This window comes from Labrys monachus (assembly GCF_030814655.1).
GTDB lineage: Bacteria > Pseudomonadota > Alphaproteobacteria > Rhizobiales > Labraceae > Labrys > Labrys monacha.
This window is the reverse complement of sequence record NZ_JAUSVK010000001.1, coordinates 4,395,599-4,422,035: the sequence shown is the minus strand read 5'-3', so window position 1 is coordinate 4,422,035 and position 26,437 is coordinate 4,395,599. Positions and strand designations below refer to the sequence as shown.

The 26,437-nt window shown below is 68.1% G+C and carries 17 protein-coding genes, 1 pseudogene and 1 riboswitch; of the genes and pseudogenes, 15 read left to right on the top strand and 3 right to left on the bottom strand.

The features are described from left to right. The first annotated feature begins 46 nt into the window (after window positions 1–46). The 6 genes and pseudogenes from J3R73_RS20190 to J3R73_RS20165 all read left to right on the top strand — a co-directional run bounded on the left by J3R73_RS20190 (window position 47) and on the right by J3R73_RS20165 (window position 13,824). Window positions 47–2,113, top strand: coding sequence for a LysM peptidoglycan-binding domain-containing protein (locus tag J3R73_RS20190; RefSeq protein WP_307430938.1), 2,067 nt, complete (start codon window positions 47–49; stop codon window positions 2,111–2,113). 486 nt (window positions 2,114–2,599) lie between these two features. Then, window positions 2,600–4,541, top strand: a pseudogene (locus J3R73_RS20185) (ABCB family ABC transporter ATP-binding protein/permease). A 107-nt stretch (window positions 4,542–4,648) separates the two neighbouring features. Continuing rightward, on the top strand, window positions 4,649–5,746 hold the full coding sequence (locus tag J3R73_RS20180; protein ID WP_307430935.1) for a TRAP transporter substrate-binding protein: 1,098 nt from the start codon (window positions 4,649–4,651) through the stop codon (window positions 5,744–5,746). 437 nt (window positions 5,747–6,183) lie between these two features. Beyond that, the gene (locus J3R73_RS20175; protein ID WP_307430932.1) at window positions 6,184–8,121 is read left to right on the top strand and encodes an autotransporter assembly complex protein TamA; all 1,938 of its coding nucleotides are present in this window, start codon (window positions 6,184–6,186) and stop codon (window positions 8,119–8,121) included. Then, the gene (locus J3R73_RS20170; protein WP_307430929.1) at window positions 8,121–12,446 is read left to right on the top strand and encodes a translocation/assembly module TamB domain-containing protein; all 4,326 of its coding nucleotides are present in this window, start codon (window positions 8,121–8,123) and stop codon (window positions 12,444–12,446) included. The genes J3R73_RS20175 and J3R73_RS20170 overlap by 1 nt, the downstream gene beginning before the upstream one ends. Before the next feature lie 580 nt (window positions 12,447–13,026). After that, entirely contained in the window at window positions 13,027–13,824 is a 798-nt protein-coding gene (locus J3R73_RS20165) for a glycosyltransferase family 25 protein (RefSeq protein WP_307430926.1), read from the top strand. A gap of 95 nt (window positions 13,825–13,919) precedes the next feature. Here J3R73_RS20165 and J3R73_RS20160 read toward each other — a convergent pair whose 3' ends face one another. From J3R73_RS20160 to J3R73_RS20150, 3 genes are all read right to left on the bottom strand, one after another. Next, window positions 13,920–14,672 (bottom strand): SDR family oxidoreductase, encoded by a 753-nt coding sequence (locus tag J3R73_RS20160; protein ID WP_307430923.1) that lies wholly within the window; start codon window positions 14,670–14,672, stop codon window positions 13,920–13,922. Between the two features lie 118 nt (window positions 14,673–14,790). After that, window positions 14,791–15,291, bottom strand: a complete 501-nt coding sequence (mobB, locus tag J3R73_RS20155; protein WP_307437547.1) for a molybdopterin-guanine dinucleotide biosynthesis protein B — start codon at window positions 15,289–15,291, stop codon at window positions 14,791–14,793. Next, window positions 15,291–15,554 carry a sulfurtransferase TusA family protein gene (locus tag J3R73_RS20150; RefSeq protein ID WP_307430920.1) on the bottom strand — a complete coding sequence of 88 codons (264 nt, stop codon included), beginning with the start codon at window positions 15,552–15,554 and terminating at the stop codon, window positions 15,291–15,293. Before J3R73_RS20150 ends, mobB begins: the two co-directional genes overlap by 1 nt. A gap of 74 nt (window positions 15,555–15,628) precedes the next feature. Between J3R73_RS20150 and mobA the strand changes: the two genes are divergently transcribed. From mobA to fabG, 9 genes are all read left to right on the top strand, one after another. Next, window positions 15,629–16,249: a molybdenum cofactor guanylyltransferase MobA gene (gene mobA, locus J3R73_RS20145; protein WP_307430915.1), complete on the top strand. Its 621-nt coding sequence runs from the start codon at window positions 15,629–15,631 to the stop codon at window positions 16,247–16,249. An 81-nt stretch (window positions 16,250–16,330) separates the two neighbouring features. After that, the gene (locus J3R73_RS20140; RefSeq protein ID WP_307437544.1) at window positions 16,331–18,109 is read left to right on the top strand and encodes an ABC transporter ATP-binding protein; all 1,779 of its coding nucleotides are present in this window, start codon (window positions 16,331–16,333) and stop codon (window positions 18,107–18,109) included. 13 nt (window positions 18,110–18,122) lie between these two features. Further along, window positions 18,123–18,785: an HAD family hydrolase gene (locus J3R73_RS20135; RefSeq protein WP_307430912.1), complete on the top strand. Its 663-nt coding sequence runs from the start codon at window positions 18,123–18,125 to the stop codon at window positions 18,783–18,785. Window positions 18,786–18,871: 86 nt separating this feature from the next. Next, window positions 18,872–18,970, top strand: a riboswitch (TPP riboswitch). A 78-nt stretch (window positions 18,971–19,048) separates the two neighbouring features. Continuing rightward, window positions 19,049–20,065: a thiamine ABC transporter substrate binding subunit gene (thiB, locus tag J3R73_RS20130; RefSeq protein WP_307430910.1), complete on the top strand. Its 1,017-nt coding sequence runs from the start codon at window positions 19,049–19,051 to the stop codon at window positions 20,063–20,065. Between the two features lie 34 nt (window positions 20,066–20,099). Next, window positions 20,100–21,659: an ABC transporter permease subunit gene (locus J3R73_RS20125; RefSeq protein ID WP_307430906.1), complete on the top strand. Its 1,560-nt coding sequence runs from the start codon at window positions 20,100–20,102 to the stop codon at window positions 21,657–21,659. Continuing rightward, window positions 21,643–22,278: a thiamine ABC transporter ATP-binding protein gene (locus tag J3R73_RS20120; protein ID WP_307430902.1), complete on the top strand. Its 636-nt coding sequence runs from the start codon at window positions 21,643–21,645 to the stop codon at window positions 22,276–22,278. The genes J3R73_RS20125 and J3R73_RS20120 overlap by 17 nt, the downstream gene beginning before the upstream one ends. 109 nt (window positions 22,279–22,387) lie before the next feature. Continuing rightward, window positions 22,388–24,091, top strand: a complete 1,704-nt coding sequence (gene ade / locus J3R73_RS20115) for an adenine deaminase (RefSeq protein ID WP_307430899.1) — start codon at window positions 22,388–22,390, stop codon at window positions 24,089–24,091. Window positions 24,092–24,507: 416 nt separating this feature from the next. After that, a complete protein-coding gene (fabD, locus tag J3R73_RS20110; protein ID WP_307430896.1) occupies window positions 24,508–25,452 on the top strand; it encodes an ACP S-malonyltransferase in 945 nt (314 codons plus the stop codon). 148 nt (window positions 25,453–25,600) lie between these two features. Further along, the gene (fabG, locus tag J3R73_RS20105; RefSeq protein ID WP_307430892.1) at window positions 25,601–26,338 is read left to right on the top strand and encodes a 3-oxoacyl-[acyl-carrier-protein] reductase; all 738 of its coding nucleotides are present in this window, start codon (window positions 25,601–25,603) and stop codon (window positions 26,336–26,338) included. Window positions 26,339–26,437 lie beyond the last annotated feature (99 nt).

Genomic DNA, 26,437 nt, shown 5'->3' with positions numbered 1-26,437 from the left:
TGGCTGTTCGCGGCCGCGGGAGCGGGTGCGGCGTCTGGAGAGCCTGATGGCGGCGGGGTGGAAGACTATAGCGGGCATTGTCGGCGCGGCGAGCATCGTCAGCGTCGGCACGCTCTATGGCGTGCTGGTGCGCGAGCCGGCACCCGCCGTGCCGGCCTCGCAGGAGAAAGTCGCGGAAAGTGCGCCCCCGGCGCAGACGCAGCCGGCCTCCGATCAGGCCGCCGTCAAGCCTGCGGCCGGCCCCGCCAAATCGTCCACGCCGGTCGCATCGGAAGCCAAGCCCGCCGCCTCCGAGCCCGATGTTTCCAAGCCTGATCTTTCCAAGCCGGCCGTTGCCTCTTCGCAGGCCGGCGGATCCGAGACGTCCAAGCCGGGCGATTCCGGTGCCGCGGCGGTCGCCACCGAGGCGAAGCCTGCGAAATCCGGGCCCGCCTCGCCCGGCGCCGCCCCGTCGCAGCCGCCGGCCAAGGCCGCGCCCCAGCCTTCCGCATCGGCAGCCGCTACACCCGGAACGGTACCGGCGGCTGCCGGGCAGCAGGCGATTGTCGCTGCAGCGCCCAAGCCGGACGCGGGCGCGTCCGGGAACGCCAACGGCAAGCAGGACGGCGACAGCAAGCCCGTTCCGCCGCCCACCTTCGATATCGTCCGCATCGGGCCGGACGGGGACGCCGTGGTGGCCGGGCAGGGCACGCCGGGCGCGACGGTCGAATTGCTGCGCAACGGCGAGCCCTATGCACGCGCCGTTGCCGATGTCGGCGGCCAGTGGGCGATCGTGCCGCCGGCCCTGCCGAAGGGACCGTGTGAGCTCACCTTGCGCGTGACGACGCCCGACGGCCGCGTGGCGACATCGGACCAGTCGATCTCGGTCCGCGTGCCCGAGCATCCCGGCGAGGAGGTCGTCGTGGTGCTGGAGACGCCCAACATGCCCTCACGCGTGCTCGCCGACGCCGTCAAGCCCGCCAATCGCGTGGTCGCGAATGCCCAGGCCTCGGCGGCGGCGCCGACGCGGGCGGTGCCCGCGACCGCTGCGGCGACGCCGCCTGCGCACTCGTCGGCCGCCACGCCGGGCTCCGCCGGCAAGACCGAAGCCGCCAAGACGCCATCCCGCGCCAATGCCGCGATCAGGACGGTGGAGGCCGACGAGAACGGCCGCTTCTTCGTCACCGGCACCGCCGAGCCGGGCGCCACCATCCGCATCTATCTGAACGACACACCGGTTGCGACGGTGACGGCCGCCAAGGACGGCTCCTTCGGCCTGACGATCGAGAAGGGCATGCTTGCCGGCAATTACCGGGTGCGCGTCGACGACGTGGCGCCCGCGACGGGGCGGGTGCTTACCCGCGCCGAGGTGCCGTTCGCGATGACGGACCGCACTTTGGCGGCCTCGGCGCCGACCGTGGTCGCGGCCGCCTCGCAGCCGCCCCGGCCGGCGAGCACGCCCGCCGGTGCGCCGGCGGCGCAGGCCTCGGCACACAATGCCGCCGTGACCGCGCCGGCCTTGCCGCGCCAGGAGATGCAGCCGGATGCGACGGCCGTCGCGCCCGCGGTCAAGCCCGCGGCTGCCGTCGGCAGCACGCCGGCCCGTCCCGCCTTGACCCCCGCGGCCCCGTCGAACGGGCCCGTCGCGGACGGGGCGACCCCGTCGGCCGAAAAGATGGCGGCTTCCCCGGCCGGGCCGGCCGTCGATCAGGCGGCCGCCCCCTCCGAGAAGCCCGTCGCTTCGTCGGACGGCCAGCCCGCCGGCCACGCCGTGCCGCCGGTCCCGTCCGCCGCGCAGTCCTCCACGGCCGGCGCGACGGCCGAAGGTTCGGCGGCGCGGCCGGCGCAGACCCCGCCGGCTTCGGGCTCGCGGACCACGCCCGAAACCGCGCCGGTGCCGGTGGACGAGGCCAAGCCGACGCAGGCCGCCGCCCCTCCCTCGGTCGCCGTCATTCCGGAGATCCGGACGACGACGATCGTGCGCGGCGACAATCTGTGGCGGATTTCGCGCAAGGCCTATGGCCGGGGCATTCGCTATACGTGGATCTATGATGCCAACACCGACCAGATCCGCGATCCCAACCGCATCTATCCCGGGCAGATCTTCGTGATACCGCAGAAGCAGAATCCCTGAGCAGGGATTCACGGGCGAGAACGCTCGAGATCTCTGCAAGACTCTTGAAAATTCTGCTGAGGCATGCCGGGTCGGAGGCGGGCCGGGGTTCGCGGGAATTCGCCGCGCATGCGCTTGCAGGAGCGCTCCCCCGAACCTAACTAAAGCGTGATGCGTTCGGATCGAATCGCGATCGTCATGCCGGGGCGCCCGAAGGGCGAGCCCGGAATCCATGAACGCCGTCCTGCCGATGGTGCGGTTAAGGGTTCCGGCCTTTCGCTTCGCTTCAGCCGGCATGACGGGCTCCGCGGTTCGACCTGAATCCGTCATGCTCCGGCGGGAGAGGCCTGCTGGGCCTGGTGAGCCAAGGCTTGCCGCAGGGCAGCGTTCGGTCCGGCCGCTTGCCGCCGGGCCGGCGGGCTTCGTCTCCGGCCGCGCCGGTTCCGTTTCATTGCCATCCATTGCCGATTCGGGCGCGCCGCCCGCCCGCCCGCCGAAAGCCCTTTCATGCCCCCCGATACCAATATTGCCGCCCAGCCCCCGAAGACCGCCGCCACTCCCAAGCGCGTCAGCGCCGACCGGGGCGCCTTCGTCCAGACGATGAAGCATTTGTGGCCCTATATGTGGCCGCGCGACCGCGCCGACCTGCGCATGCGGGTGGTCTGGGCATTCGTGCTCCTGCTGCTCACCAACGTCGTCAACCTCGTGGTGCCCTACACGCTGAAATGGGCGACGGACGGGCTCGCCGCTCTCGGCGGGGGCAGGGAACTGACGGGGCACACGCTGGCGATCGTCCTGGCCGGGTTCCCCTTGACCATGCTGGTCGCCTACGGCGTCGCTCGCACGCTCAACACCGCCATCTCGCAGTGGAAGGACGGACTGTTCGCCGCCGTGTTCATGTATGCGGTCAGGCGTCTCGCCACCGAGACTTTCGAGCACATCCACAATCTGAGCCTGCGCTACCATCTCGAGCGCAAGACCGGCGGGCTGTCGCGCGTCATCGATCGCGGCCGCACCGGCATCGAGAACATCGTCCGCTTCGCCACCATCAACATCCTGCCGACGATCGTCGTGCTGGTGCTCTATCTCGGCATGCTGCTGCTGCAGTTCGACTGGCGCTACGCCTTCATCGTGCTGGTGACGACGGCGATCTATGTCTGGTTCACCATCAAGGCGACCGACTGGCGCATCAATATCCGCCGGGAGATGAACGAATCGGATTCGGACGCCAACCAGAAGGCGATCGACAGCCTGCTGAACTATGAGACCGTCAAATATTTCAGCAATGAGGAACGGGAATTCGCCCGCTACGACCGGGCGATGGCCTCCTATGAGGACTCCGCCATCCGTACCTACATCACGCTGACCTGGCTCAATATCGGCCAGGGCGTGATCTTCATGGCCGGCATGACGGTATCGCTGGTCCTCGCCGGCTTCGGCGTCTCCAAGGGTGTCAACACCGTCGGCGACATCGCGCTGCTCAATGTGATGTGGCTGCAGCTCCTGACGCCGCTGAACTTCCTCGGCTTCGCCTATCGCGAGATCAAGCAGGGCATCACCGATATCGAGACGATGTTCGACCTCCTGGACAAGGATGCGGAGGTGAAGGACCGGCCGGATGCCAAGCCGCTCGTCGTCAGCCAGGGGCGGGTGACCTTTGACAATGTCGTCTTCAACTACGACCCGGACCGGGCGATCCTGCAGGGCCTGTCCTTCGACGTGCCGGCCGGCCGGACGGTGGCGATCGTCGGGCCGTCGGGGGGCCGGAAAATCGACGATATCCCGCCTGCTGTTCCGCTTCTACGACGTCAATGGCGGCCGCGTGCTGATCGACGGCCAGGACATCCGCGACGTCACCCAGAAATCGCTGCGCGCGGCGATCGGCATGGTGCCGCAGGACACGGTGCTGTTCAACGACACCATCCGCTACAACATCCGCTATGGCCGCTGGGATGCGACCGATGCCGAGGTGGAGGAGGCCGCGGGGCTCGCCCAGATCGACAGCTTCATCCGTCGCATGCCCAAGGGCTATGAGACCGAAGTCGGCGAGCGCGGGCTGAAGCTGTCGGGCGGCGAGAAGCAGCGTGTCGCCATCGCGCGGACCATCCTGAAGGGGCCGCCCGTGCTGGTGCTGGACGAGGCGACCTCGGCACTCGACTCCTATACCGAGATGGAGATCCAGGACGCCCTCGAGCGCATTTCGAAGGGCCGCACCACGCTGGTGATCGCCCACCGCCTGTCGACCGTGGTGCATGCCGACGAGATCATCGTGCTCGACAAGGGCACGATCGTCGAGCGCGGCGCGCATGAGGAACTGCTCGCGCGCGGCGGCCTCTATGCCGGGATGTGGAATCGGCAGCGGGAAGCGGACGAAGCCCGCGAAAAGCTCAAGCGGACGGAGGACGATGCCTCGCCCGCGGCCGACTACCGGGACATGCTGGCCGGCTGAGGCCGGGGATCGTGGTTAAGGAAGAGTTGCCCTCGGCGCGGAACTTCATCATTTCGCCTGCTTCGTCCGGCGAATTGCCTCCAGCTTTCCGCGCCGAAGGACCCTTGATGTCGACCCGCCGCACGTTTCTAGCCGGAGCCGCCGCCAGCGCGACCGGTCTTCTCGCCGCTCCCGCGCTCGCGCAGAACCTCGTCGAATGGCGCATGGTCACGGCCTGGCCACGGGACCTGCCGGGCGCCGGCGTCGGGGCGCAGCGCCTCGCCGACCGCATCGGCCTGCTGACGCAGGGCCAGTTGACCGTGAAGCTCTACGCTGCCGGCGAACTGGTGCCCGGGCAGCAGAACATGGCGTCCGTGATGGCGGGCGACGTCGAGATGTCCCACGACATGTCGGCCTATTACATCGCGCAGTCCCCGGCTCTCGCCTTCTTCTCCTCCATCCCCTTCGGCCTGATCGCGCAGGAGCAGGATGCCTGGATCTATGCCGGCGGGGGCAAGGCGCTGTGGGACGAGCTCAATGCGCGCTTTGGCGTCAGGGCCTTTTCCGCCGGCAATACCGGGGCGCGGCTGGGCGGCTGGTTCCGCAAGGAGATCAACACGGTCGACGATCTCAAGGGATTGCGCTTCCGGGTCGGCGGCCTCGCCGGGCAGGCGCTGTCGAAGCTCGGCGTCGTCCAGGCTTTGCTGCCGGGCAGCCAGATCCTGCCGAAGTTCAAGTCGGGCGAGCTCGATGCGGCAGAGTTCATGGGGCCGGTGAACGACATCGCCTTCGGCTTCCAGGCCGAGGCCAAGTTCTGCTACTGGCCCGGCTTCCAGGAGCCCTGCGCGGGGCTGCAGCTGCAGGTGAACCGGGCCAAGTTCGACGCGCTGCCCGTCACCCACCGCATCGCCATCGAGGTGGCCTGCGCCGAGGAAAATGCCCGGGCGCAGGCCGAATACAATGCGCGTGCCCCGGCGGCGATCGCCCAGGCGGTGACCCAGCAGGGCGTGATGCTCAAGCAGTTCCCGGCCGATGTGTTCAAGGCGTTCGGTTCCGCCTCGGGCCAGGTGCTGAGCGAGATCATCGACACCGGCGACGACCTGACGAAGCGCATCGCGGCGTCCTACCTGGCGTTCCGTCAGCAGACGCTGCTGTGGACCCGCATCGGCGACGAGGGCTACGCCAATATGCGGCTTCTGGACTACACCTATCCGAAGGCCGGCTGACCGAGCCCGGCGTCCGTCGCGCCGCTTTCGCTGCGATACGATCGCGGCGGGGCATGGCCTCGGCCGGCGGGGCCATAGTGCAGCTGGGTTCCGATAATATAGATAATATAGCCTTATCAATTTTACTCAGATTGTATTTTTCTGTGCGGCAGGGCGGTATAGGTCCTTCGGGGTGGTATATTTGAAGGTAAGTATTTCGCAAAAATAGAAGTTTATAATTCATGAATAGCAGCGACGACCGCGAATTTGCGGCGTCGTTTACTACGTTATACGATTCCGGGTTGATGGATCCGTCCCCTTTCGCGTAGAGTTCCGCCTCGGGACAGCGCTCCCGCGGCGAAGCATAGCGAGGGCGCTGTTGGATGGCGAGGGGTAGCACAGAGGTCAAGGCTCAGCCGTCAAGCCGGTTGCGTTCCTGCCTGGCCCGTCCACGATTCGTGAAAAGCCTCGCTTTGTCGGTGGCCGGCACGGCGCTGTTGGCCGGCGTGGCGCCGCAACCGGCCGCCGCCTTCAAGCTGTTCGGCTACACCTTCTTCGAGGGCGACAAGAAGCCGGCCTCGCCCGATGCGCAGCCCTACAAGATCGATATCAACGTCGCCGACGGCAATAGCGGCCTCAAGGACGTGATCCAGAATGCGTCGCTGCTCTACAGCGGCAAGGATGACACGCCGCCGCCGAGCACGCCGGCCTTTCTCTCCCGCGCCCGGGCCGAATATGAGCGCATCCTGGCGGCGCTCTATGCGGGCGGCCGCTATGGCGGCACCATTTCCATCCTGGTCAACGGGCAGCCCGTCGAACAGATTCGCAACGACGTCACCCTGCCGCACCCGGTGCCGGTGGTGATCAACGTCGATCCCGGGCCGCTCTTCACCTTCGGCGCCATCGTCATGAAGGGCAGGGCGCCTCCCTCGCCCGCCGACGACAATCCCAAGACCAGGACACCGGAAAATCTCGGCCTGATCGCCGGACGGCCGGCCAATTCGGAGGTCGTGCTCCAATCGGAGCAGGCGCTGGTCGACGCCTGGCGGCGCCTCGGCTACCCCAAGGCCAGGGCTTTGCCGCGCGCCATCGTCGCCGATCACGTCAACCATCGCCTGAACGTGACCATCGGCGTCGATCCCGGCCGGCCGGCGCGCTATGGCGCCGTCGCCGTCACCGGCACCCGGGACATGAATCCCGATTTCGTCGCCCGGCAGACCGGGCTGGTGCCCGGCGAGCCCTATGATCCCGCCGAGATCGAACTCGCCAAGCGCCGCCTCCAGCACCTCCAGGTGTTCTCTTCCACCAGCATCGTCGAGGGCGATGCGATCGCTCCCGACGGCACATTGCCGATGACGGTAGCGGTGGCCGAGAGCCCGCTGCACGTCTTCGGCGCCGGTGCGTCCTATTCCACCACCGACGGGGCCGGCGTGAACGGCTATTGGGAGCACCGGAACCTCTTCGGCGAGGCCGAGCGCCTGCGCTTCGACGCCGCCGTCTCCGGCGTCGGTTCGTCCAATTCGCGCAATTTCGCCTATTCCGGCGGCAATTCGTCCGACCCGCGCGATTTCACCTATCTCGGCGGCGTCACCTTCGTGAAGCCCGGCATCCTGGACCCCTTCACCGACCTCACCGCGCAACTGCTCTTCAAGCGCGAGGTCTACGATCCCTATGCGCAGAACACCTTCCGTGCCCGCGTCGGGCTGACTCATGAGTTCTCGCAGCAATTGACGGGCAAGATCGCAGTCAATGGCGAATATGACGAGGTGGCGGACGGTTTCGGCCGCCGCGACCTCCTGTTCTTCAGCCTGCCGGCCGAACTCGCCTACGACACGACCGACGACAAGCTGGAGCCGACGCAGGGCTATCGCATCAAGGGCACGTTCGAGCCCTTCTACGAGGCCAAGTTCGGCAATTTCGGCGCGGTGAGCCGGCTCGACGGTTCCGCCTATTTCTCTTTCGACCAAGCGGGGCGCTACGTGCTGGCCGGCCGCGCCGCCGTCGGTTCCCTCGTCGGCGCCCCGGCCGACGAAATGCCCGCCGACCGCCTGTTCTTTGCCGGCGGCGGCGGATCGGTGCGGGGCTTCGATTATCGCAGCCTCGGGCCCAAGCTCGACAATGGCGTGATCGTCGGCGGCCGCTCGCTGGTCGAAGGCTCGCTCGAAATGCGGGTGAGGGTCACCGACACCATCGGCGTGGTGCCGTTCGTCGACGCCGGCAGCGCCTTCGATTCGGCCTATCCGAACTTTTCGGAGAACATCAAGATCGGCGCCGGCCTCGGCCTGCGCTATTACACCGGCCTCGGCGCCATCCGCGTCGACATCGCCAGGGCGCTTACCCGTGAACGCGGCCAGCCGCCCTTCGCCCTCTATATCGGCCTGGGGGAGAGCTTCTGATGCGACGCAAGGTCCGCCCCGTCTTCCTGGCGCTGCTCGTCCTCCTCGGGCTGGCAGTGGCGGCGCCCCTCGGCATCCGCTCCCTTGCGCCGGCCTTCGCCGACGACGCCAGCGACAAGTCCTGGTTCATCTCCTATGTCGAGAACACCATCTCGACGCCCGACCAGAAGATATCGCTCGGCCAGATCAATGGCGTGCTGTCGTCGGACGTGACGTTCTCCTCGATCACCATCGCCGACCGGCAGGGCGTATGGCTCACCATCCGGGACGCCCATCTCGTCTGGAGCCGGCTGGCGCTGCTCACCGGCAAGCTCGACATCGACAAGCTCGAGGCCGCCTCGATCGAGATCACGCGCAGGCCCAATCCGCCCGAAGGCGTGCAGCCGGCGAACTCGGGCTTCTCCCTGCCGCAATTGCCCGTATCGGTGAAGCTCGGCAAGCTCGCAGTGCCCGTCGTCAAGCTTTCGGCCGCGCTCGCGGGCGACGAGACGACGCTCGACGTCAGCGGCGATGCCCTCCTTGCCGACGGCAAGCTGCATGCCGACCTCAACATCGTGCGTGTTCAGCCGCCGGGCGGCAAGCTGTCGTTCACGACCGATTTCGACAACGCCTCGCGCCGCCTCTCGCTCGATCTTTCGCTGCAGGAGCCGCATGGCGGCTTCCTGAGCAATCTCCTCAACGTGCCCGGCAAGCCGTCGCTCGGCTTCACCATCGTCGGGGCCGGCCCGATCGACAATTTCGCCGCCGACATCGCCCTGTCGGCGGACGGCACCAAGCTGGTGAGCGGCCGTACCACGGTGACGCAGGGGCCGAACGGCCTCGCCTTCGATGCGAATGTCGGCGGCTCGCTGGAGCGGCTGGTCGATCCGGCCTATGCGGATTTCGTCAGGGGGCAGTCGAGCCTGTCGATCGTCGCGGCGCAGGCCGCCGGCGGCGGCTACGTCCTCGACCATGCGACCGTGAGGTCGGGCGTCCTCGACCTCGCGCTTTCCGGCGCGCTGTCGGCCGATGCCTTCCCGACGGCGCTGAAGCTCGATGCCCGGATCGGTGCCGCCGATCGCCATGCCATCCTCCTGCCCGGCGGGGGCGGCGCCCATATCGACGGCGCCGTGCTGACCGCCGATTTCGGCGATGGCGGGTGGAAGGCCAGTTTCGACCTGAAGCAATTGGCGGCGGGCACGCTGCGCGCCGGCAGCGCCTCCATCTCCGCCGGCGGCGAGGCGCAGGACCTCGCCGACGCGCAGAAGCGCAGCCTGACTTTCAAGCTCGACGGCCACGGCGAGGGCCTGACCTCGACCGACCCGGCGGTCGCCCGTGCTCTCGGGACGTCGCTCGACCTCACCGCCGCCGGCCGATGGCAGGCCGGCCAGCCCATGGTGATCGACGGCGTGCGTCTCGCCGCCTCCGCCCTGCAAGCGGGCTTCGCCGGCAGGATCGAGGGCGGCACGCTCAGCGGCACCTATACGCTGGCGACACCCGACATCTCCGTGTTTTCGGGTCTTGCGGGACGCGACCTGCGCGGCAGGACCGATCTCGAGGCGAGGGGCGACGTCGCGCTGGTGGGCGGTGCGCTCTCCCTCGCTCTCGACGGCAGCGCGACGGACGTCGCGATCGGCGACGCCCGGGTCGATGCCCTGCTGGCGGGGAAGACGACCCTGAACGGCGGCGTGTCGCGCGACCGCGACGGCATCCACTTCAAGGGGGTCGAGCTCCGCAACAGCCAGTTCGGCACGTCGGTGGACGGGCTCTACGGCGTCAAGACCGTGGATCTGGCGGCCAAGGCCCATCTCGCCCAGATCCAGCTGGTGACGGATCGCGCCTCCGGGGCCGTCGATCTCACCGCCTCGCTCAAGGGCAACGCCGACAAGCCGCTGATCCAGGCCGACCTGACCGCCGACAGGCTGATGCTGCAGGGCAAGCCGTTCCGCGACGGCAAGGCGGGCTTCTCCGGTACCGTCGCCGGCCCCGCTGTCGACGGGACCTTCTCGCTCTCGGGCCTGCTCGACAAGATGGCGGTGAAGGCGGGCGCCAGCATCGCCACCGGCGCCGACGGAACGCGTGAGATCACCGGCCTCACCGCCAATGCGGGCGCCGCCAATCTCGCCGGCGACCTCGCTCTGCGTCCCGATGGGCTGGCGAGCGGCCACCTCACGGCCTCCGTGCCCGACATGGCCGCGATCGCGCCCCTGCTCCTCGTCCGGGCCTCCGGTTCCGCCGCGGCCGACATCACCCTGTCGATCGACGGCGCCCGGCAGAACGCGGCGGTGAAGGCGCAGGCGAAGGCGCTTCGGATCGAGACGGTCTCGATCGGCTCGGCCGATATCGACCTCGCGGGGACGGATCTGCGCGGCGTGCCCGGCCTCTCCGGGAGTGCCAATGCCAGCAATGTCCAGGTCGCATCCTTCGTGCTGCGGCAATTGCAGGCGAGCGCGCGGCAGAGCGCCGCCAACGTCACCGCGCTGCAGGTCCAGGGCGTCATGCCCCGGGGCAGGCTCGCCTTGTCGGGTTCGTTGAGTCCGGCCGGTGACGGTTTCGATGCGCGGCTGGACACGCTGAGCGTCCAGCAGGACGGCATCTCGGCTTCGCTGCAGGCACCGGTGACCGTCGCCAGCCGCAAGAACGGCATCACCATCCCCAGGGCCGTGCTCAGGATCGGGCAGGGCGGCACCGTCTCGGTCGACGGCTCGGTCGGCGAGGCGCTGGCCATGAACGTGGCGGTGAACCAGCTGCCCCTTTCCCTCGCCAACCTCGCTTCGCCCGGCCTCGGCGCGAGCGGGACGCTGACGGCGACGGCGAAGCTCTCCGGCAAGCCGGCCGATCCCGTTGCGGAATTCCAGGCCAAGGGCAGCAATCTCAGCGCCAATGCCCTGCGCAATCTCGGCCTCTCCGCGATGCAGCTTTCCGCGAACGGCCGCTACGCCGCAAAGATCGTCACCTTCCAGTCCAGCCTCAGCGGGGGCGGCGGCCTGTCGGTGACGGCCGGCGGCCAGGTGCCGCTGTCCGGACCGGGCCTCTCGGTCGCCGTCAAGGGTTCGGCGCCCCTGGCCGTCGCCAACGCCCTCCTGAGCCAGCGTGGCGCGCGTGTAACGGGCACGCTGAGCGTCAGCGGCAATGCGGCCGGCTCGATCGCCGCGCCGGTCCTCACCGGGCAGGCAACCATCGCCAATGGCAGCTTCACCGATCCCGACAGCGGCATGCGGCTGACGGCCATCGCCGGCGCCGTCCGTTTCGATGGGCAGCGGGCGACGATCACGCAGTTCAGGGCGGCGACCCAGGGCAACGGCACGATCGGCCTCAGCGGCTCCGTCTCGCTCAAGCCCGATTTCGACGCCAGCCTCGCGATCACCCTGCGCAACGCCAAGCTCTCGGACGGCGATCTCGCCACCGCCGTGGTGAGCGGCGACATGACGGTGCGCGGGCCGCTGATGTCGCGGCCGGCGCTGGGCGGGCGGATCACCGTGCAGCGTGCCGAGATCACCATCCCCGAGCGCTTTGCCGCCAACGCCGCGATGCTGGGTGTCAAGCATCTCAGGCCGCCGCCCGAAGTCGCGCGCACCCTCGCCCGGGCCCACATCGTCGACAAGGTCGGCAAGGGTGGCAAGGGCGCTCGCAAGGCTGCGGCCGGGCCGGACATCCTCGTGGATCTGGTCATCGACGCGCCGGCCCGCATCTTCGTGCGCGGGCGCGGCATCGATGCGGAACTGGGCGGCCGTCTTGCCCTGAAGGGGCCGGTCTCGAACCTGTCTCCGGTCGGTGCCTTCGAATTGCGGCGCGGCTCCCTCGACGTGGTGGGCCAGCACATCGTCTTCGACAGCGGCAGGGTGACGCTGACCGGCGATTTCGACCCGGCGATCGACTTCGTCGCCACGACCAAGTCGAGTTCGATCGCCGTCACCGCCCGCGTGACGGGGCAGGCCTCCGACCCCCAGATCGTGCTGTCCTCGGTGCCGGAACTGCCGCAGGACGAGGTCATGGCGCATTTCCTGTTCGGGCACAGCATCCAGGACCTGTCGCCGCTGCAGATTGTGCAGCTGGCGACCGCGGTGGCGCAGCTTGCGGGCGGATCGTCCGGGCCCGACCTGCTCGGCAGCATCCGCAAGTCGACCGGGCTCGATTCCCTCGGTGTCGTCACCGATTCCAGCGGCAACGCCGCCGTGCAGGCCGGGCGCTACATCACCGACAAGGTCTATCTCGGCGTCACCACCGGCGCCGGCGGGCAGACGGATGCCACCATCAACCTGGACGTCACCAAGCACCTCAAGCTGCGCGGCCAGGCGGGGACCGAAGGTTCCCAGGGCGGCATCTACTACGAACAGGAATACTGAAGCCTCCCATGTGCTGGAGGCTGCCTGCGGGCGAGCCTCGGCGCCCGAATCGGAGAGCGGGCTGCGGCGGTCCATGGGTTGAAGATTGCCTGACCGGCCCCGATTGCACGCATCGCAAGCATCGGAATTCAGGACACAATCAGAGGATGCGTCGTCTGCCAGGGATGTGACGACGACCACGCTTGGCATGCATCGGAGGTGGCCGCCGGTGCGGCAATGAGCCGGCGGCGATGCATCTGTATAAATCGCAGACGCCGGCGGCGGAGCGGGAGCCGGGCCTTTCTCGATAGATTGTGGCGAGAGTTTGGCTGGGTTTGTGTATTGTAGATAGAGACAAACATACAGCTGAGGCGGAGCAATATATTTCGCATATATTGATTTTTTGATGCCATTTCGGAACGAAACTCAAACTCAATTTACGATGTTGATGATTGTGCACAGATAGTCTCGGCAATACAGGGTCAATCTATATTTAACTAAATGAATATACAAAATTCAGTTGCTGTGAGTGTGCCAAATATGACTTGCGGGTGGTTGTCCAAGCCGCTACGAAACGGTGTTCGGGTAGGGGTTCCACGAAATGCGTGTCGTCGTCATCAATCTAAAAAAAGAAACCCGGCGATTTGAACGTATTTCGACCTTGGCGGAAGGGTGCGGCTTTCGGATCGAACGTGTCGAGGCGGTCGACGGTCGGGATCCGGAAAATAGAGAACTTATATCAAGGCACAGGAGACGCTATAGCTTGCGGCCTCCGGTCTCGGATACAGATATAGCCTGTGCACTAAGCCATCGAAAGGCGTGGAAACTGCTTCTCGACAGCGACGACCGGTGGCTCGCCGTCTTCGAGGATGATGTCCATTTCGGGAACGATGTGGCAGCCCTTTTCGACGAGAGCTGGATCCCACCGCAAATCGACCTGATCAAGCTCGAAACGTTGATGCAGCGAGGCTCTCTCGGTCTCGTTCCGATTACCTCGGTGGGTGACCGGCATCTCCATCGTCTGGGCGGCAGCAACTTGGGTACAGGAGGTTACCTGATTTCGAGATTGGCCGCGGAGTTTCTCATGAAGATGACGGAGTCGATGGATCTGCCGGTCGATTCCGTCATGTTCGACCGGCGCGGTGCTGTCATGCGCCGCCTCGCGGTCCATCAGATCGTTCCAGCAGCGTGTATCCAGGAGTGCATCCTCGCTGGTGTGCAGGGCAGGGCGGATGCCTTGCCCTCGGCGATGATCCGGCCTGCCGTTCCAGCACGTCCGGCGTGGCAGCGCTTTGCCGCCCGCGTGGTGCGCGGCGTCTCCAATTTCTGGTCGTTCGTCGTGAGAAAAGGGCCGCCGGAGGAACCGATGGGCAAGGAAGGGGTGATTCCCTTTGCCTGACAGGCTACGGAGATCATGACCGGGACAGGCGATCGCGTGGGGCGCCCGCGCATTGCCTTTGGTCCTCCTGTTGCCGGTCCGAACCCGAACGCTGGCTACCGGCCGCCTGAGACGCGCAGGATCGAGCCCGTGACGTAGGAGGCCGCGCCGGACAGGAGATAGAGCGTCGCGTCGGCGATCTCCTCGGGCAGGCCGACACGCTGCATGGGGATCATCGGCCGCAGGCGTTCCACCCGTGCCGGGTCGCCGGTGCTGCGCGAATGGATATCGGTCTCGGTCAATCCCGGCTGCACCGAATTGACGCGCACGCCCTCGGTCGCAAGTTCCCTGGCCAGTCCGATCGTCAGCCCGTCGATCGCCGCCTTGGAGGCGGCGTACCAGACATATTCGCCCGGGGATCCCATGGTGGCCGCCGCCGAGGAAATGTTGACGATGGCGCCGCCGGGACCGCCGCGGCTCGTCGACATGCGCCGCGCCGCCTGCCGGGCGACGAGGATGGCACCGGTGACGTTGAGGTCGATGATGGCGCGGATCACGGCGGGGTCGGTGTCGGCCAGCCGGCCGGACCTGCCCGTTGCGCCGGCATTGTTGGCGACATGGGTGAGGACGCCGAAATCGTCGATGGCGGCGAACAGGGCGTCGATGTCGGCCTCGACGGCGATGTCGCCGGCGAGGGTGAGCACGCGGGCGCCGGCCTCGCGCACGCTCTTGGCGACGGACTGGGCGGCGGCATGGTCGCTGAGATAGTTCAGCGCGATGTCGTAGCCGGCCTGCGCCGCCTTGATGCAGATGGCGGCGCCGATGCCGCGGCTGCCGCCGGTCACGAGCAGGAGGGGGCGTTGCGGCATGTCTGTGGTCCTTTGCGGGGGATGTCGGTCGGTCCGGATGCAACAGGGAAATCGCCGCCCTGGCAATGGCTTGCGCGGCGCTCCCGAATCACTTTCCCGGGATGGAGGGGGATCGTGCTCATAGGCCGGCGGGCAGGGCTGCCGTGAGGATCCAGCGCGCGATCGCCTCGATGTCGTCGATATCGAAGCGCGGGATCGGGAAAGGGCCGGGCGCGTCGGTGGCGATGGCGAGGATCTGGGCGTCCCGGGGATGGATGAGGTCCTTGCCCGTCGCGATGCGGTGCACCTCGATCTTCGGATGGCTGTCGGTCTTGAAGCCCTCGATGATGACGATATCCACGGGCGCCAGCCGCGCCAGCAAGGCGCTGAGCGGCGGTTCCGGGGCGCCGCGCAATTCGTGCATCAGCGCGAAGCGATGGGCGGAGGCGACCAGGACTTCCTGGGCGCCCGCCTCGCGATGCACATAGGAATCCTTGCCGGGCTGGTCGATGTCGAAGGCGTGATGGGCATGCTTGATGGTGGAGACCGTCGCGCCCATCCGGCGCAGCCGGGGGATGAGGGCGGCGACGAGCGTGGTCTTGCCGGCGCCGCTCCACCCGGCCAGGCCCATCAGCCGCATCACGGCCGGTCGCCCCGGCGGATGCGATGGACGGCAAAGCCGGCCTCCTCGGTCCTTCCCTCATAGAGGTCCCCCGTTTCCCGGGCGAGGTTGGGCAGGTCGATCGCGGCCATCGGGTCGGTGCATTCGATGCGGAGCAGCGCGCCCGGCGCCGCGCGGTCGAGCGCCTTGCGGGCGTGCAGGACGGGCAGGGGGCATTTCAGCCCGCGCAGGTCGAGGCGCAAGGCGGAGGCCGGGGCGGGAGACGAGACCGTGGCGGGCATGATGCAAGCCTGTAGCCGGCCCCGTCCGCGCGTTCAACCCTTGTGTCGCGCCGGCCTTCGGGCATGATGGCGCCATGATGAAGGACGGGGACAGCGTGCTGGGCGTCGTGCTGGCGGGCGGCCTCTCGCGCCGCATGGGCGGCGGCGACAAGGGATTGGCCGATCTCGGCGGTGCGAGCATTCTCGAGCGGATCGTCCGGCGCATGGCGCCGCAGGTCGCCGCGCTCGTCCTCAATGCGAATGGCGACCCGGCCCGTTTCGGCGCTCTCGGACTGGCCGTCGTGCCGGACGATGTCGCCGATTTTCCCGGCCCGCTGGCCGGCGTGCTCGCGGCGCTCGATCATGCGGCGGCGGCGGGCTTCGCGCAGGTTGTCGCCGTGCCGTGCGACGCGCCCTTCCTGCCGGCCGATCTCGTCGCGCGGCTGCAGGCGGGAGCCTGCGAGGGCAACGGCGCCGTCGCCGTCTCCGGCGGCAGGCGGCACCCCGCCGTCGCCCTGTGGCCGGTCGCCCTGCGCGTCGCCCTGCGCCGCGCCCTCCTCGAGGAGGACCAGCGCCGCGTCGAGATCATCCTGCGCCGCCACGGCTTCGTCGAGGTCGAATGGGCGGCCGCGCCCTTCGATCCCTTCGCCAACGTCAACGACCCCGAAGGTCTCGCACAGGCCGCCGCCGTGGTGGCGCGCTGGCCGGAGGCCTAGCCCGTCACCATATCGGCGACATGTATGGCCTTGACGGCACGCGGATGATAGAAGCGCCACCGTCACCGAGGAGTTGCCGTCATTTTCGCGCTGGTAAAGAAAGATCGCGCCACGATCCCGCTGGTCAGGCGCCTGTTCGCCGACGAGGGCCGCAAGCATATCCGCGCCTATCTGATTGCCGTCGGGTCCGGCGCCATCGAGGCGGGCACCACGGGCCTCGCCGCCTATATGATCGGGCCGGTGATCAATGCCATGACCGCGCGCACGGGCTTCGGGCAGATCGTCTCCCTCGCGCTCGCCTTCGTCGTGGTCTCCGTCGTCAAGGGCCTCGCATCCTATGCCAAGGACACCACCATGGCGCGGATCGGCAATGCCATCATCGCCGCGGTGCAGCGGCGGGTGTTCGGCCATGTCCTGCAGCAGGGCATTCCCTATTTCAGCGAGCGGCACTCGACGGAGCTCGTGAGCTCCAACGCCTTCATCTCCAATGCGGCGCGCGCCGGAGCCAATCTCGTCGTCAATTCCGTCACCAACATTCTGACCGTCCTGTCCCTGACGGCGGTGATGATCATACGCGATCCCCTGCTCGCCGTTTCCGCGCTCGTGGTCATGCCGGGCGCCGTCTTCGGTATCCGCTATATCACCCACCGCATCCGCAGCGTCGTCAGACGCCAATATGCGAGCCTCGCGCAGATCGCCGGCATCATCCAGGAGACGGCACAGGGCATCAGGGTCGTCAAGTCCTTCGGCATGGAAGACGCCATGCGCCGCCGCATGGAAGACGGCATCCTCCTCGCCCAGAGGACGGCCAACAAGATGGCCGAGCTCAGCAACCGCACCAGCCCGCTGATGGAGACCATGGGCGGCGTCGCCGTCGCGGCGGTCATCGTCTATGGCGGCTGGCGCATCGTGGAGGGGCAGCTGACCCTCGGGGGCCTCACTTCCTTCCTCGTCGCCTTCCTGATGGCCTATGCGCCGGCCAAGGCCCTCGCCAAGACCAATGTCGACCTCAGCGCCGCCCTCGCCGGCGTGGAGATGTATTACGACATCCTCGACCTGCCGCCGACCGAAGGCGCGGCCGAACTCGCCAAGCCCCCGTTCGTCAACAAGGGCGGCCATATCGTCTTCGACAATGTGCGTTTCGGCTACAAGGCCGACGAGGCGGTGCTGCGCAACCTTTCCTTTACGGCCGAGGCGGGCAAGACCACGGCGCTGGTCGGCCAGTCGGGCGGCGGCAAGTCCACCATCGTCAACATGATCCTGCGCTTCTACGATCCGCAGTCGGGCGAGATCTCGATCGACGGCCAGCCCCTCCCATCCGTATCGCTGCCGACGCTCCGGGCGGCGATGGCCTATGTCGGGCAGGACGTTTTCCTGTTCGCCGGCACCATCCGCGAGAACATCGCCTCCGGCCGGCCCGGCGCCACCGGGGAGCAGATCATCGCGGCTGCCAAGGCCGCCCATGCGCATGAGTTCATTTCCGCCTTCGAAAAAGGCTACGAGACCGAAGTCGGCGAGCGCGGCCTGCAATTGTCCGGCGGCCAGCGGGCCCGCATCGCCATTGCGCGCGCCATCCTGCGCGACGCCTCCATCATCCTGTTGGACGAGGCCACGGCGGCCCTCGATTCCGAATCGGAAAAGGCGGTGCAGAACGCGCTGGACGACCTTTGCGCCGGGCGCACCGTCGTCGTCATCGCGCATCGCCTCCAGACGGTGCAGCGGGCCGACAAGATCTGTGTGGTCGAAGCCGGGCAGGTCGTCGAAGAGGGCACGCATGAGGCGCTGCTCGCCCGCAGGGGACGCTACGCCCATCTCTATACCGTGCAATTCCGCGAAGAACCCGAACTGTCACACGCCTGAAAGCCCTCCGCCCGTGAAATCCGCTGCCCTGTTCGATCTCGACGGCACCCTGGTCGACGCCGACCACCTGCATTATGCCGCCTGGCACGCCATGCTCGAGCCGCACGGCGTCGATCTCTCCCTCGACGATTACCGGACCCGGTTCATGGGCGCGCCGAACAGCCTCATCCTGTCGCGCTACCTGCCGCGCATGGACGAGGTGCACGGCCTGGCGCTGATCGACGAGAAGGAGGCGATGTTCCGCCGTCTCGCCACCGATCTCGAGCCGGCGCCCGGCCTCAATGCCTTCCTGGCCTGGCTGGAGGAGCGCCGGATCGCCATCGGCGTGGTGACCAACGCCCCCCGCGCCAATGCCGAGCAGGAATTGCGGGGCATCGGCCTCGAGAGCCGTTTCGCCACGCTGGTGATCGGCGACGAGCTCGCCTTCGCCAAGCCGCATCCCTTGCCCTATCTCACAGGGCTCGAAAACCTGCAGGGCAGCGCTGCCGCCAGCCTTGCCTTCGAGGATTCGCTCTCCGGCATCGCCGCCGCGCGGGCGGCCGGCCTGGCCGTCATCGGCCTGACGACCGGCCTCAGCGAAGAGCGCCTGCTGGCGGAAGGCGCCGCCCTCGCCATACCGCATTTCGCCGATCCGCGCCTGCTGCCCTTCGCCGCCGCCCGGTTCGGCCTCGCCTGAAGGGCGGATGCCGGCCGGCCCGTCCTGAAAATCGTACGGGCTCGTTACAGCGCGCTTTTCCTCCGGGCGTGAACAGGCTAACACGACAACGTCTCACGGGGTGCCCAATGGGCTGAGAGGCGGCGTGCCAACCCGTTGAACCTGATCCGGGTCGTGCCGGCGGAGGGATGAGCCTTGCAACGACAGCGTTCGGCCTCGGCTTCGACAGCCTCGTTCGCGTGGTTTTCGTCCGTCTCGACCCCCGTTCGAAATGGAGGACGCCCATGCTAAGGACTCGCCTGCTCGGGACGCTTTTGGCGGCCCTGGCCTTTTCGCCCCTCGCCACCGCCGCGCCGGCGCAGGAAAAGCCTGCTCTCACGGTCTACACCTATGAGAGCTTCTCGGGCGAGGACGGGCCCGGCCAGCCGCTGAAGGCCGCCTTCGAGGCGACATGCGGCTGCACGCTGAACTACGTCACCGCCGAGGATGGCGGTGCGCTGTTCGCCAAGCTCAGGCTGGAAGGGGCCGCCACCAAGGCCGATGTCGTCGTCGGCCTCGACGACAATCTGATGGGCGAGGCGGAAAAATCCGGGCTCTTCGCGCCGCACGGCCTGCCGACCGAGGGCCTCTCCCTGCCCGAGCCGTGGACCGACACGATGTTCGTGCCGTTCGACTGGGGCTATTTCGCCTTCGTCTACGATGCGGACAAGCTGAAGAATCCGCCGGCCAGCCTCAAGGATCTCGTCGAGAACAAGGACGGTCCGAAGGTGGTGATCGAGGATCCGCGCACCTCGACGCCGGGGCTCGGCCTGCTGGCCTGGATGAAGGCGGTCTATGGCGACAAGGCGGGCGACGCCTGGCGGCAGCTCAAGCCCCGCATCGTCACGGTGACGAGCGGCTGGTCGGAAGCCTATGGCCTGTTCCTCAAGGGCGAGGCCGACATGGTGCTCTCCTATTCGACCTCGCCGGCCTACCATATCGGCGTCGAGAAGAAGACGAACTATCACGCCGCGATGTTCAGCGAGGGCCATGCCACGCAGGTCGAGGTCGCCGGGCTGGTGGCGAGCTCGAAACAGCAGGACCTCGGCCGCCGCTTCCTCGCCTTCCTCCTCTCGAATGACGGGCAGGCCATTCTTCCCGAGACCAACTGGATGTATCCCGCCCGCACGCCGCCGGCCGGCCTGCCGGCCAGCTTCAAGGCCGTCGCGGTCCCCGCCAAGGCGCTGATGTCGAATCCGGCGGAACTCGCCGCCAACCGCAAGGCCTGGATCGACGAGTGGCTGGCGGCGATGGCGAAATGAGCGGGCGCGCCCGGGCCGGGCGTTGCGCTCGGCGATGACGGCCGGCCTTGCCCTCCTCGCGGCGCTGGCCGCCATCGTCCTCGCGGCGCTGGCGAGCCTGTTCTTCGCCGCCGGTGCCGGGCCGTGGCAGGGCAATGGCGCCTATCTCCTGTCGATCGCCGGCTTTACGCTCTACCAGGCCGCGCTTTCCACCGTGCTGTCGCTGCTGTTCGGGGGGCTGGTGGCGCTGGCGCTGGCGCGGCGGCGTTTCCGCGGGCAGCGCGTCCTGCTCGCCTTGTTCGGGGTGGCGACGGCGCTGCCGGCCATCGTGGCCGTGTTCGCCTTCGCCGGCATCCTCGGCCGCGCCGGCGCGGCCAACCGCCTCCTGGAGGCGGTCGGCCTGCCGGGCATCCCGATCTACGGCCTCACCGGCATCCTGCTCGTCCATGTCTTCTTCAACGGAGCCTTTGCGGCGCGTGTGCTGCTCGCGGCGCTGGAGGCCGTGCCCGGCGAGCATTGGCGGCTGGCGTCCGCGCTCGGCATGCCGTCCGGGGCGGTGTTTCGCCTGATCGACTGGCCGGTCATGCGGCGTGACATGCCGGCCCTGGCGCTGCTCGTCTTCATCGCCTGCGCGACGAGCTTCACCATTCCGCTGACGCTGGGCGGCGGGCCGGGCAGCGCGACCTTCGAGGTGGCGATCTACCAGGCCATCCATTCCGATGCGGATTTCGGGCGTGCGGCCCTGCTGGCGCTGATGCAGATCGGCGCCATGGCCATCCTGGTCGGCCTGGCGGCGCCCCTGCTCGCGACGGCCCGCGAGGGGGGCGCCATCGGCCGCCGCATCGAGCGGCCCGACCGGCAGGGCCTCTGGCTGCGCCTGCAGGACGGCGCCGTGCTCGGCGCGGCCGCCCTGCTCGTGCTGCCGCCGCTGGCCGCCGTGGCCGCGGCCGGCCGCGGCCTGCTGGGCCGCCTCGATGCCCGCGTGCCGCAAGCGCTGGCGACGAGCCTCGCCGTTGCCTTCCTCGCCGCTGCTCTCTCCCTCGCGGCGGCGCTCGTCCTCTCGCGGGCACGCGGCGCCCTGGCGGCCGCAGGTTCGCGAGGCACGGCGCGCCTGGTGGGCATCGCGCCTCTCCTCACGCTGGCGACGCCGCCGCTGGCGCTCGCCGCCGGCCTCTACGTGATCGCGCGCTGGCTGGGGCTCGCCGGTCTCGTGGCCATGCCGGCGCTGATCCTGGTCAATGCGATGATGGCGCTTCCCTTCGTCCACCGCCTGGTCGATCCTCCGATGGCCCTGGCGCAGGCCCGCTACGGCCGCCTCGCCGACAGCCTCGGCATGGCGGGCCTGACGCGTCTGCGCCTGATCGAATGGCCGCTGCTGGGGCCTTCGGCGGCGGCTGCCTTCGCCTTCGCCATGGCCCTGTCCCTGGGCGACCTCGGCGTCGTCGCCCTGTTCGGCTCGGAGGGGCTGGTCACTTTGCCGTCGCTGCTCTACGCCAAGCTCGGCTCCTACCGCATCGCGGAGGCCGACGGCATCGCCGCCCTGCTCGCGGGGCTGGTGCTCATCCTCTTCCTCGCGGCGGATTTGTTGGGGCGGCGCCATGCTCGTGATCGATGACCTGACCGTCCGGCTCGACGACTGGACCGGACGCTACGATCTGACCGTGCCGCACGGCGCGCTGGCGGCGATGGTCGGCCCCTCCGGCGGCGGCAAATCGACCCTGCTTCACGCCATCGCCGGCTTCGAACGCCCCGCTAGCGGGCGCCTGGTGTTCGACGGTATCGATCTTCTGCCGTTGAAGCCGGCGGCGAGGCCGGTCGCCATCGTGTTTCAGGACCACAACCTGCTTCCCGACCTGACGGCGCTGCAGAATGCCGGCCTGGCGCTTTCGCCCTCGCTGCGCCTCTCCGCCTCCGACAGGAAGGCCGTCGGCGCCATGCTCGACCGCGTCGGCCTCGCAGGCATGGAGGCCCGCCTGCCCTCCGAACTCTCGGGCGGCCAGCGCCAGCGGGTCGCGCTCGCCCGCGCCATGCTGACGACGCGGCCCCTTTTGCTGCTGGACGAGCCCTTGACCGGTCTCGACCCCGCCATGCGGGCCGGCATGGTCGACCTGATCGACGCGCTGCGCCGGGAGAAGGGGCTGACGGTGCTGATGACGACCCACACGCCCGACGACGTCGAAGGGCGCGCCGACCGCATTGTCACCGTTGCGGACGGCCGGATCGTCACGCCATGACGCCGTCATGCGCTTCGTGCAGACAATGCGCTCCGCACGGCTGTCGGCCTTTCGCTTTCCATGCGAGACGCGGTAGATTCGCCGCTTCTGTGATGAAAGGAATCCCGCGATGAACGCCAGCGATCTCGCACGCTTCATTGCCAGCGGACGCGGCGCCGAGCCCGCCGACCTGGTGGTCAGGAACGTCCGGCTGCTCGATCTCGTCAGCGGCGACCTGACGCCGACCGACATCGCCGTCGTGGGGGACCGCATAGTCGGCACCTATGCCGACTATGCCGGCCATCGCATCATCGACGGCAAGGGGCTGATCGCGGTTCCCGGCTTCATCGACACCCATCTCCACGTCGAATCGTCGCTCGTCACGCCGTTCGAGTTCGACCGCTGCGTGCTGCGCCACGGCGTGACCACCGCCATCTGCGATCCGCACGAGATCTCGAACGTGCTCGGCGCGGACGGCATCCGCTATTTCCTCGAGGCGGCGAGCCATACGGCGCTGGACCTGCGCGTCCAGCTTTCCAGCTGCGTTCCGGCGACGCATCTGGAAACCTCGGGCGCGCATCTCGGCATCGCCGATCTCCTCGCCTTCGTCGGCCATGAGAAGGTGATCGGCCTTGCCGAATTCATGAACTTCCCGGGCGTGATCCACGCCGACGCCGAATGCCTCGCCAAGCTCGCCGTCTTCCAGGACGGCCATATCGACGGCCATGCGCCGCTGCTGCGGGGCCTCGACCTCAACGCCTACCTTGCTGCGCGCATCCGCACCGACCATGAGATCACCACGGCCGCCGAGGCGCGGGAGAAGCTCGCCAAGGGCATGACGGTGCTGATCCGCGAAGGGTCCGTCTCGAAGGACCTCCATGCCCTCGCCGAACTCATCACCATCCAGAACTCGCCGTTCCTCGCCTTCTGCACCGACGATCGCAATCCGCTCGACATCGCGGAGGAGGGCCATCTCGACTTCCTCATCCGGACCGCGATCAGGCTCGGCGCGCCGCCGCTGGCGGCCTACCGGACGGCGACGATCTCGGCGGCGAACGCCTTCGGCCTCAAGGATCGCGGCATGATCGCGCCCGGCCGCCGTGCCGACATCGTGCTGATCGAGGATCTCGAGCATTGCGCCGTACGCCAGGTGATCAGCGCCGGCCGGCCTGTCGACGACACGCTCTTCGCCGGCCGGCACATCGTCCCGCCGGTCGGTCTCGCCTCGATGAAGGCGCCCCGCGTAGCCGCATCGGATTTCCTCGTGCCCGCCGCGGGACCGACGGGACCGGTGATGGGCGTCCTTCCCGGCAAGATCATCACCGAGCATCTGCGGCTGGCGCTGCCTTTCGCGCGGGGGTATCGCGGCATCGATCTCGACCAGGACGTGATCAAGGTGGCGGTGGTCGCCCGCCATGGCGTCAACCGCAATATCGGGCGCGGCTTCGTCAAGGGATTCGGGATGCGGGAGGGGGCGATCGCCTCGTCCGTCGGCCACGATTCGCACAATATCTGCGTGGTCGGCGTCGACGATGCCGACATGGCGCTGGCGGTCAACCGGCTCGGCGAGATCGGCGGCGGCTTCGTCGTGGCGCGCGGCGGCGCGGTTCTGGCCGAGCTCGCTTTGCCGGTTGCCGGCTTGATGAGCCTGCTCTCGTTCGAGGAGGTGCGGGACGGGCTGATTCTTCTCCGCAGCGCAGCGAAGGCGCTCGGCGTGACCCTTGCCGAGCCCTTCCTGCAGGTGGCGTTCCTGCCGCTGCCGGTCATTCCCCACCTCAAGATCACCGACCGCGGAATGGTGGACGTCGATCGCTTCGAGCTCATCGATGCTTGATTCACTTTCTTATCGGGATCAAGAAAAGGGCCTCTTTCCAAGGGCTTGCGCCTGGGGGCGGAATCGAGATCTTGCTTGAAGGAGCACAGCCCGATCGCCGGCCACGGCCGGTTGCTCATCGGCGCGCATCGGCCGGAGAAGCCGTCGGGACGAGACATCTCGCAGCCGCGAGAAATGCGGCCGCGCCGGAACCCGGCAGTCGGCCGACCGGCCCTTGGCGGTGCCGGCGGGCGGGGACAAGTTCATTCGAGGCTTGACTCCTGTGTCATCGTATTGTCTCAACGCGCCGTCGCGAACGGCTGGGCAGGAACGGGCGCAAACGACGCAGCCGCGCCCCGCGACTGAGATCAACAAGGTCAGGCCCGCCCCTCGATGGCAGGGCGCGGCCATCGGGAGCGAATCACTGAGGTGCCCGCATGAACGTAGCCTTCACGTTTCCCGGTCAGGGAAGCCAGACCGTCGGTATGGGGAAAGGCCTCGCCGAGGCCTTCCCGGCCGCGCGGGCCGTTTTCGATGAGGTCGATGCGGCGCTTGGACAGAAGCTGACGGCGGTGATCTGGGAAGGCCCCGAGAGCGACCTGACGTTGACCGAGAATGCCCAGCCCGCGCTGATGGCCGTATCGCTCGCCGCCTTCCGCGTCCTGCAGGCGGAAGCGGGCCTCGATCTGACCAGGCATGCCAGCTTCGTCGCCGGCCACTCGCTGGGCGAATATTCCGCGCTCGCCGCGGCCGGCGCCCTGTCGATCGCCGACACGGCGCGGCTCCTGCGCATTCGCGGCCGGGCCATGCAGTCGGCGACGCCGGTCGGTACCGGCGCCATGGCGGCCCTGCTCGGGCTCGATTTCAAACAGGCTGCCGACATCGCGGCGGAAGCGGCGCAGGGCGAGGTCTGCCAGGCGGCCAACGACAACGCACCAGGCCAGGTGGTGGTGTCCGGCACGAAGGCGGCCGTGGAACGCGCCATCCTCCTCGCCAAGAGCCGGGGTGCCAAACGCGCGGTGCTGCTGCCGGTGTCCGCGCCCTTCCATTGCGCGCTGATGCAGCCGGCCGCCGAGGTCATGGCGCAGGCGCTGGCCGAGGTCGCGATCGCCGCGCCGGCGGTTCCGCTCGTCGCCAATGTGCTGGCGCGGCCGATTTCCGAGCCTTCGGAAATCCGCCGCTGCCTGGTCGAGCAGGTGACCGGCACGGTCCGCTGGCGCGAGAGCGTGGAATATCTCGCCGGTTGCGGCGTCGCCAGGCTGGTCGAGGTGGGCGCCGGCAAGGTCCTGAGCGGCCTCGTCAAGCGAATCGCGCCCGGCATCGATGCCGTCAGCATCGGCACGCCCGACGACGTCGCGGCTTTTGCGTCGACGCTGGCGTGACACCCGACAGGCCTGTCGGGACAGGGAACTGCAACGTCGGGCCGATCTCGGCACCGGTCGTGCAGGGATTGACGTAACACGCAGGGGTGCGCCCGCTTCGATCGGCATCGTGCCGGTCACGGGGCGCGGCACCCGATTGGGGAAGATGATGTTCGATCTTACCGGCAAGACTGCGCTGGTCACCGGCGCCACCGGCGGCATCGGGGCTGCGATCGCCTCCGCCTTCTACAGGCAAGGGGCCACCGTGGCTCTCTCGGGCACGAGGAAGGCCGTGCTGGAGGACCTCGCCGCCCGTCTCGGCGAGCGCGCCCATGTCTTTCCGTGCGATCTCAGCAGCCGCGAGCAGATCGATGCCCTGGTCCCCGGCGTCGAGGCGGCCCTGGGCCGGCTCGACATCCTCGTCAACAATGCCGGCTTCACCCGCGACAATCTCATTCTGCGCATGAAGGACGAGGATTGGGACGATGTCATCGCCGTCAATCTGACGGCGAGCTTCCGCCTCGCCCGCGCCGCCGTGAAGGGCATGGTGAAGCGCCGCTTCGGCCGCATCATCAATATCGCGTCGCTCTCCGGCGTCACCGGCAATCCGGGGCAGTCCAACTATGCCGCCTCGAAGGCCGGGCTCGTCGGCATGTCGAAGTCCATCGCCTATGAGGTCGCCAGCCGCGGCATCACGGTCAACTGCATCGCGCCCGGCTTCGTCGAGACGGCGATGACGGATGCGCTGAGCGACAAGCAAAAAGAATCGATCAACGGTTCGATCCCCGTGGGGCGGCTCGGCAGCGCCGACGAGATTGCGGCCGCCGCCGTTTACCTTGCTTCGATGGAGGCCAGCTACACCACCGGGCAAACGTTGAATATTAACGGCGGAATGGCAATGATTTGAGGGACTTATCGGAGAATTTCTTGCCGGTTTCCGCGCGAGGCTGGCCGCTGGCAAAGGCATTTGAAGTGTGTTAATCACGCCCAGGGTCATTGAAACTGC